General features: G+C 33.3%; 11 protein-coding genes and 1 pseudogene. 5 read left to right on the top strand and 7 right to left on the bottom strand.

The annotated features are described in order from the left end of the window. Positions 1 to 191 precede the first annotated feature (191 nt). The 4 genes from AC3WSK_RS14195 to AC3WSK_RS14180 all read right to left on the bottom strand — a co-directional run bounded on the left by AC3WSK_RS14195 (position 192) and on the right by AC3WSK_RS14180 (position 2454). Positions 192 to 1094, bottom strand: coding sequence for a hypothetical protein (locus AC3WSK_RS14195; protein ID WP_492413743.1), 903 nt, complete (start codon positions 1092 to 1094; stop codon positions 192 to 194). Positions 1095 to 1471: 377 nt separating this feature from the next. Further along, positions 1472 to 1660 carry a hypothetical protein gene (locus AC3WSK_RS14190; RefSeq protein ID WP_492413745.1) on the bottom strand — a complete coding sequence of 63 codons (189 nt, stop codon included), beginning with the start codon at positions 1658 to 1660 and terminating at the stop codon, positions 1472 to 1474. Beyond that, entirely contained in the window at positions 1657 to 1839 is a 183-nt protein-coding gene (locus tag AC3WSK_RS14185; RefSeq protein WP_492413747.1) for a hypothetical protein, read from the bottom strand. Before AC3WSK_RS14185 ends, AC3WSK_RS14190 begins: the two co-directional genes overlap by 4 nt. 186 nt (positions 1840 to 2025) lie before the next feature. Further along, positions 2026 to 2454, bottom strand: a complete 429-nt coding sequence (locus tag AC3WSK_RS14180; RefSeq protein ID WP_492413749.1) for a DnaA ATPase domain-containing protein — start codon at positions 2452 to 2454, stop codon at positions 2026 to 2028. A 186-nt stretch (positions 2455 to 2640) separates the two neighbouring features. Here AC3WSK_RS14180 and AC3WSK_RS14175 point away from each other — a divergent pair, with 186 nt between their 5' ends. From AC3WSK_RS14175 to AC3WSK_RS14155, 5 genes and pseudogenes are all read left to right on the top strand, one after another. Next, on the top strand, positions 2641 to 3039 hold the full coding sequence (locus tag AC3WSK_RS14175; protein WP_492413751.1) for a helix-turn-helix domain-containing protein: 399 nt from the start codon (positions 2641 to 2643) through the stop codon (positions 3037 to 3039). A gap of 60 nt (positions 3040 to 3099) precedes the next feature. Beyond that, a pseudogene (locus AC3WSK_RS14170) lies at positions 3100 to 3524 on the top strand (ImmA/IrrE family metallo-endopeptidase). A 34-nt stretch (positions 3525 to 3558) separates the two neighbouring features. Further along, entirely contained in the window at positions 3559 to 3912 is a 354-nt protein-coding gene (locus AC3WSK_RS14165) for a hypothetical protein (protein WP_492413753.1), read from the top strand. Positions 3913 to 4038: 126 nt separating this feature from the next. Then, positions 4039 to 4362 carry a hypothetical protein gene (locus AC3WSK_RS14160; protein WP_492414016.1) on the top strand — a complete coding sequence of 108 codons (324 nt, stop codon included), beginning with the start codon at positions 4039 to 4041 and terminating at the stop codon, positions 4360 to 4362. Further along, positions 4322 to 4834 (top strand): site-specific integrase, encoded by a 513-nt coding sequence (locus AC3WSK_RS14155; RefSeq protein WP_492413999.1) that lies wholly within the window; start codon positions 4322 to 4324, stop codon positions 4832 to 4834. The genes AC3WSK_RS14160 and AC3WSK_RS14155 overlap by 41 nt, the downstream gene beginning before the upstream one ends. 180 nt (positions 4835 to 5014) lie before the next feature. Here the strand turns inward: AC3WSK_RS14155 and AC3WSK_RS14150 are convergent, their stop codons facing one another. From AC3WSK_RS14150 to AC3WSK_RS14140, 3 genes are all read right to left on the bottom strand, one after another. Beyond that, positions 5015 to 5614 (bottom strand): YpjP family protein, encoded by a 600-nt coding sequence (locus tag AC3WSK_RS14150; RefSeq protein WP_427485157.1) that lies wholly within the window; start codon positions 5612 to 5614, stop codon positions 5015 to 5017. Between the two features lie 446 nt (positions 5615 to 6060). Further along, positions 6061 to 6720: an AroM family protein gene (locus tag AC3WSK_RS14145; RefSeq protein WP_492413755.1), complete on the bottom strand. Its 660-nt coding sequence runs from the start codon at positions 6718 to 6720 to the stop codon at positions 6061 to 6063. Further along, positions 6713 to 6877 carry a hypothetical protein gene (locus AC3WSK_RS14140; protein ID WP_492413757.1) on the bottom strand — a complete coding sequence of 55 codons (165 nt, stop codon included), beginning with the start codon at positions 6875 to 6877 and terminating at the stop codon, positions 6713 to 6715. The genes AC3WSK_RS14145 and AC3WSK_RS14140 overlap by 8 nt, the downstream gene beginning before the upstream one ends. Between the last annotated feature and the right edge of the window lie 426 nt (positions 6878 to 7303).

Genomic DNA, 7303 nt, shown 5'->3' with positions numbered 1-7303 from the left:
TCTTGGCTAACCTCTACTTCTGTCTTCGGGGTTCGGGACTTGCACCCTATAGTTCATACGCATGCCGGGCGCACATACTTAAAGTTTGGTAGGAATATCCTACCAAACTTTTTTAATTTACTCATATTGTTCAATAACCGGTTCTTAATTTAGTTCCAACTGTATTTTACTTAATTGTAAAAATTACAGGATTAATTATTTCTTTGAGGAATTTTCGGGTAGAAAGTACGCATATATTTATCTCCATCCTCTGTTTTAAAAACTGCCAATGTATATTTTTCATCGTTTATTGTTATTGGTATATTTTCCATCTCTGGTTCATGGAAATACCCTACAGTACCCATAGCTAACAATCCTTCTGTACTAAGCCCAACAAAAAAACCACCCGTTTGTTTTAATAGTGTTTTTGAACCTTCATTATCTTTTTCCGTATACTCATACCTTATTGTAATCACTTCAGCTTTATTGCTCATTTCAGCACGACTATTTACTTGAACAGTTTTTAAGAATAAAATCACATCTTCTTGATGCGTTTTTTCATAAGGGCCATCGTTAATATAATAGTGATACCATGAATGGTGGCCATCTAATTTATTTCCACGACCCTCTTCACCAATAAATACATGTTCAAATGCTGAAGTACTATTATCGTAATATTGCTTAAACCATATTTCTTTTAACGATTTTATCCAGATTTCATCTGAAGCATTAGATTCAATTTTCCCATTTTCGATTGCATAGTCCCTTGCTATTTTCATTGGTTCTGTTTTAATAGCAAAATTTAGAAACTCATTTACTTCATCTAATTCTTCCTGTGGCGTCGGATCAATATTATTGCGTCTCCAATCATAATTGTCATGAAGTTTTTTGAATAGTTCATAGGAAGCCAATTTACTTTCAGGAATAACTACAGTTTCTAAAACATTGACTTGCCTATCTGAACTATTTGAATTTCTTCCTTCTGGAAACGGATTAGTATTAACAATTACATATCCCATTTCTTCATTTTTTTCATTGTCACTTAAACCTTTAATTAAAGGTATTAATCCATTGCCCTTCATATCTGCTTGCCAAATATCATTAAAAATCATCATATAACCTCCTTGTATTAGTTAATACAGGCTTATATTGTGTTTAACGTCTGTTTATAATTCTAAGTATTTAATGGAATTACTTTGTATTTTTTTCATAAAGAATTGTAAGTAATACATTGAATTAAACTTCAGGGCTATCATCATGCATAAAAACACGTTTTCCCTTTAAATTTACCATTCATTAGTTTTACTACGTATGAGTTGATTAACTATGAGTAGACTATCCGAATCAAGAATGTAACAGTGCAACGTTTATCTAGCACCAAAACATTGTCCTATCTTCTAAAGTCCAAGATAAAAATTTTAAAAATAAATGGCAGTATTAGTGTTTGCAAAATTACCGCAATCTAGAAAATTCTTTGTAGGTAGTTTTGTTATCATGCAGCCTTCACACCTTCCGTAAATGCAATTGCGTAATCCAATGCATCATCTTGAGTACTAAACCCCTTGGAAACTCTTAAAATTTCAAGATTTTCATAAAACTTGATTGCATTCTCTTTTTTTCCGAATCGCTTAAATGTCTGTGAATGCAAGATGATTTGATCGATTAGAAATTGTTCGGTCATTTTGCAACCTCCTGCATTTCATCTTTGACTAATTTAACCGCTGAATACACGGCTTCTTTATGCTTTCTAAGTACTCGCTTCTTGGCTCTAGTAGCTTTCGGCATTTGTATAGCAAAGTGGCTAACAACTATTTTCGTAACCAGTGAAACAAACACTTTTTTCTCTTGTCGTTTATTCATCCCTTCACACTCCAATCAAGGGGCTGTGCGCCCCTCGTAATCTAAAACCCTAAATCAACACGACGTTTATCTTTAGTCTCTTTAAAGAGAACAACCTTAGCATTCTTGTTTAACCTTGATAGAGTTTTGCTGTCGTAAATAGCATTTAGTTTGTCCCCTGATAGGTTTGTAGTAATGATGGTTACTTTATTCCTGTCGAGCATTCGAAACAGCTCTTAACATGCGTCCTATAAAGTCAGATGCTTTTTTATCTGTATCTTCATTACCTACTTCTGCACCAAGGTCATCTAAAACGAGTACATCAACCTTGCGTAGGTCCGTAAAATAAAACTCTGTGTAAATGCTATCTGGATTTTTATATGATCCTCGTATGTCACGTAACATCTGGTCAAAATCGATGAACAAGCACGATTTCTCTTTGTTACTATTGTTATTTACACGGTGCAACAAGCTGTAACTCAAATGTGATTTGCCGACACCTGGTGTACCGTTCAGAAAGATATTAAAGACTTGACCACTAATGATTTCATCAGCATATTGCGTCATTAGACGAGCGTTTTTTCTAGCCTCATGTTCATTTTCTTTGAGCTTGTAAGTATTAAAACGTGCGTTCAAAATTGTTTTATCAGGAACGATGCTGCGCGCTCCTCTTTTTCTTAGTATCTAAGAACTCGTTAAACTAACTATAATTCTTAATTTCTAAGAATTTAATAAAAATTCTAAGTTTTTAAGAAAAATATTCTTTATTTTTGAGATTATGTTTAAATGTTCTTAAACTTAAAGAAAAAAGGTGGTGTTATTATGAATACTTTAGGTGACCGTCTTAGAATGGCTCGTAAAAAAAGTGGATTAAGACAAACTCAAGTAAAAGATAGAACTAATATTAATAATAAAACACTTAGTGGTTATGAAAATAACGTTAGTGAACCTGACATGAATACATTGACTATCCTCACGGAATTGTATGGAGTTTCTTACAAATGGCTTTTAACTGGTGAAGGTGAGATGCTCAACCCTAAGCAAACAACAAAAAACTCATCATCTTTAACAGAAAAAGATGAACGTGATATAGCAAAACGTATGAATGAACTACGCGAAGACTTATCATCTGCTACTGGTTTATTATTCGATGGTGAACCTATGAGTGAAGAAGTTATTAGAAGCAATGGAATTCGGTGTACGTCTTGCAAAGAAGAATAACAAAAAATTCATTCCTAAAAATTATAGAGATAAAGATCAAGACTGATTTGAGGGATATAAATGGATTTTATCCAATCTAAAGTTGAAGATTTATGCAAAAGTTACCGTACTAGAAATCCATTTAAAATAGCGGAATTTATGAAAATTAGCGTTATTCACTGGGATTTACATTATGAAATTAATGGTTTTTATCAGTACGAAAAACGTAATCAAATAATTTTTTAAATAATAATCTTTCATACGAAGACCAAATTGTAGTATGTGCACACGAATTAGGACATGCTGTTTTGCCATTTATGCGTGCTAATACTCTTTTCTCAATTGATAAAATAGAAATTGAAGCTAATAAATTTGCTGCTTATCTATTAATTCCAGATGAAAGTTTATTTGATTCGTATGAACAAATGACAATATATGATATAGCTGCCTTACATCATGTTCCAGTTGAATTGGCTGAACTGAAATATAAGGGGCTATTTACATAATATTTATAACAATATAAAAAGGAGGTTTGATACAATGACAACAAACATTACTATTCAAGAACAAAAACTAGAAAGTAGACGTGGTCAAACGTCGTATTTTGACGGAGGATTACTTCAGTTTATCGGATGGTGCATTTTAGGAGTACTCGTGACAGTATTTACACTAGGAATTTGTTATCCATGGTCAATAACTATGATATACGGTTGGAAGATTAATCACACTGTTGTTGAAGGACGTCGATTAAAATTCAACGGTTCCGCAGTCGGTTTATTTGGTCATTGGATTAAGTGGTGGATTTTAACGATAATAACAATTGGAATCTACGGTTTCTGGGTATTCATTAAGTTAGAAGATTGGAAAGCTCGCAACACAACATTTGCAAATTAATTTTTTACATATAGCTTCTTTCACCAAAGAAGCTATTTTTATACCCTTAAATAGAACATACGTTTCACAAGGAGTGATCTAAATGGCTCGAGAAAAAATGACAAAAACCAAAATAGATAGTATCTATTGGTACAAACAAAAAAAGACTTAATAGATCCGCTGATTATTAAAGGCTTTAAAGAAGGTACCCTTATGTCGATTTTTAGACGTTTGAACGCCATTTTTACATTTGCCACTAAGAATAAAATTTTAGACAGAAAAAAGTTTTCATCTCCCAATTTAAGCCGAGCAACAGAAAGCATAAAACGAAATGCTCTTTCTATAAATGAAGTATCAAAGGTATTGGAAATTGCTCGTACTAAATACAAAATCACTCTATACTTGTTTAAGCCTACTGTTTTTAACAGGAATGCGTGTTGGCGAATTGAGAGCTTTGCAGTGGGAAACTGATATCGATTTTGAAAATAATATAATTCACATAAACAAAACTAAGGATCGTTATGGATCCAGAACACCAAAGACCAAAAACAGTTATCGAAAATTCCCAATGAATGAAAACATCAAAAGTATTCTACTGGATTATAAAAAGTGGTATGAAGAAATAATGGAAACTTATAAATTCCGGAATCCTGATGGGTACGTATTTGTAACATACGCTGGTGAACCTATTGGTGAACGTTATTTGAAACGCATCATTGACTTAATATGTGAGCGAGAAAAGATAACTCACTTCACACCTCATTACTTACGGCACACATTTGTGACGATACAGTTATCTAATAAAATTCCTGTATCTACAGTTGCAGCTTTAGTCGGTGATACTCCTGAAACAATTTACAAAGTCTACGCACATTCATTTGAAAAAGATGAAGTACACGCATCTAAACTTATGGATGAGATTATCAATCTGAGTTCATTTTAAGAATCTAAGGAAATCGAAAAATGATGAATTTGGGGTACATTTTGGGGTACATGCTTTTCTCTACCCTCCCCCATTTTAATGGTATCTAAATTAAATAAATTAACAATATACTACAAACGTTGATATATCAATGTTTCCGAACAAAAAACACCCGCATATTAAGCGAGTGTTTCGTAACTTTTAGGATAACCACTTAGGTGGTGTGTTTTTCTCCCAATAAATATCCCCTAAATTGTTGTGTGCCATAAAGTCGTCCTCGGCACTGTGGTAGTGGAAGTTGTAATAGTAACCGTCCTGCGGTCTTTTTTCTGTGCGGACATGGAAGCGAATTAAATCCATACCTGTTTCATTGCTAGTAATATTAAAAATTTTCTCGCCATAGTTTCCACTTGGCTTTTCTGAAATTGTTAACGATGCTAACGATTCATCGTCTAAGCCTTCTACTGTCATCGCAATGGCTTCCTCCATTTTAGGGAAGATAATAGCGTCAAACTCATTGCTAATTTTCGGGCCAATTTTTGTGCCGAATTTCATATAGGATTGCTCTTTCGCCGCATCAACAAGCAATGCATTATAGTCAATCGGGTCTTCCTGTATTTCTGTTTGTTCTATCGGAAGAGCAGCCGCTTCTGCAGTACTTGTCCCAGATGCCGGTCCAATAGAAGCACGATTTGATGGATTATGATCAAATGCTTCCCATATCTCATGTGTTGGCGTAATTAATCCAAATGTTAAAAACGCAACCATAATAACGATACTTTTTTGAATCCATTTCTTCATTAATTTACACCTTCTCTTTATGTACAAATTGGTAATTCTATTACTAATATATACGCATAAGCCCTATAAAAGGTTTCATAATTTTATAATTCATTGTACAATATTTATGTATAAAGTAAAAACTTCACATCCTGAGAAAACGCTTGTATGACCATCGTCCTGTTGCCCCATACTAATCGGGCATTTACTCGCAGTATGCAGGATAAATGTGTCGTTTTTTTAAAAGGAGGTACAAAACATGGATATCGCAATGGGTATTGGTCTTTTAATAATGTTAGGTTATTTATCATCTTTATGCTTCACGGACTAATATAATCACTTTTACGAAGAAAGTCCGCGAGCTAGCGGACTTTTCTACTTTGTTAAGACCTATTTTAGAGTACAAGATAATACAGGCTGTCGATTAAATTTATATACAGTCTAGCACGTTCCTTCTTATTCTTACTTTATAAGTATTCAAGCACGATTCCCGCTACTAATGTACGCGGTAAAATTGTTAAAATACCACTCTCTTTCCGTACTAGCTGCCTATGCTCTTCATTGTACCCCATGCAATCCAAAACAATCAGATCTACTCGGTAGTCACGAAGATAACGAGCAGCCTCTTCAAAGTTGCCATAATCAAATGGTGAAGCAACAGCAATCGTGATATCCTCCGAAATATCTTTCCACTTTTCAAGCATAGTCTCTCTCTGTTCTTCTAGTGGAATGATTAAACCTAGCTTCGGTTGATCGGCCAATGCACTAATCATTTGTGTGACGATACGATTCGGATAAAAAATAGTCTTTTCACATGTTAATTTCGAAAAATCATCTGTGCTTAATACTACGACCATATCCACCTCTTGTTCTAACTTTGATAATTCCATTTGTAATAATGGTAATAGTTTTCTTCTATCAATTATTATAGATCTGCCATCCCGTAATCGAGAGATAGATGTGTTCTTTTCATTTCTCGCTAAAACTGTTAGTAATTCCGCCTCGTTTAAGGAATCCAACGCTCCTCTTTCCGCAATTTTAATATCTTTATTAAAAATTTCTGTAAATGTCGGTATAATATCTGAACGAGGTGATTGTCCGATCGTCAAAAAACCAACTTTATTCATTTGCAGTCACCCCTAAAGTTTGAAAATATAGCATTGAACCGTCTAATTTATTCAAAAGGTTACATTCATCTTTATCGGAAAACTTAGCTGCATCCTCAAAAAGTTGTTCCAATTTTAAATGATCGAATAACATCAATAATATCTGCTTTAACACCATAGCTATTCCTCCACAATTTTCTTCTATAATTTTTACTTGCCACAATTAGGTAGTACCTTTGTAAAAAAATAAAAAATTCTGAATTTAAATACGAGAAATTAACACATTACAAATAAATACTCATTGATAGCAATTCCGTTGTAACATTTGCACTATTCCAATATCGAAAAATAAACTATAAATATATTTGGATCAAAAATATTAATAAACATTGTTACACAAGTTCATATTTATTGGAACATTTTTTAGAATAAATAATCAAAAAGAACTACAACAGATATGACATTTGGGAATTCATTTCATAAAAAAAGAGTAGACATAGTCTGTCTACTTCTGAAGGCACTTCTATATATTTGTTCGATGATTCTATCCATCATTTTGGCTGTCTTATCCACGATTTCGGCCTTTCTATCCATCACTTAAGCT

The sequence above is a fragment of the Lysinibacillus sp. EB271-A1-10B genome (assembly GCF_058791335.1).
The sequence above is the reverse complement of the archived record's forward strand: the minus strand, read 5'-3'. Positions and strand labels throughout refer to the sequence as shown.

Coding starts and splice junctions, on each gene's coding strand:
- AC3WSK_RS14155 (WP_492413999.1), top strand. CDS start 4,322: ATGCGTGTTGGCGAATTGAGAGCTTTGCAGTGGGAAACTGATATCGAT.
- AC3WSK_RS14190 (WP_492413745.1), bottom strand. CDS start 1,660: ATGACCGAACAATTTCTAATCGATCAAATCATCTTGCATTCACAGACA.
- AC3WSK_RS14140 (WP_492413757.1), bottom strand. CDS start 6,877: ATGGTGTTAAAGCAGATATTATTGATGTTATTCGATCATTTAAAATTG.
- AC3WSK_RS14150 (WP_427485157.1), bottom strand. CDS start 5,614: ATGAAGAAATGGATTCAAAAAAGTATCGTTATTATGGTTGCGTTTTTA.
- AC3WSK_RS14175 (WP_492413751.1), top strand. CDS start 2,641: ATGAATACTTTAGGTGACCGTCTTAGAATGGCTCGTAAAAAAAGTGGA.
- AC3WSK_RS14165 (WP_492413753.1), top strand. CDS start 3,559: ATGACAACAAACATTACTATTCAAGAACAAAAACTAGAAAGTAGACGT.
- AC3WSK_RS14195 (WP_492413743.1), bottom strand. CDS start 1,094: ATGATGATTTTTAATGATATTTGGCAAGCAGATATGAAGGGCAATGGA.
- AC3WSK_RS14145 (WP_492413755.1), bottom strand. CDS start 6,720: ATGAATAAAGTTGGTTTTTTGACGATCGGACAATCACCTCGTTCAGAT.
- AC3WSK_RS14185 (WP_492413747.1), bottom strand. CDS start 1,839: ATGAATAAACGACAAGAGAAAAAAGTGTTTGTTTCACTGGTTACGAAA.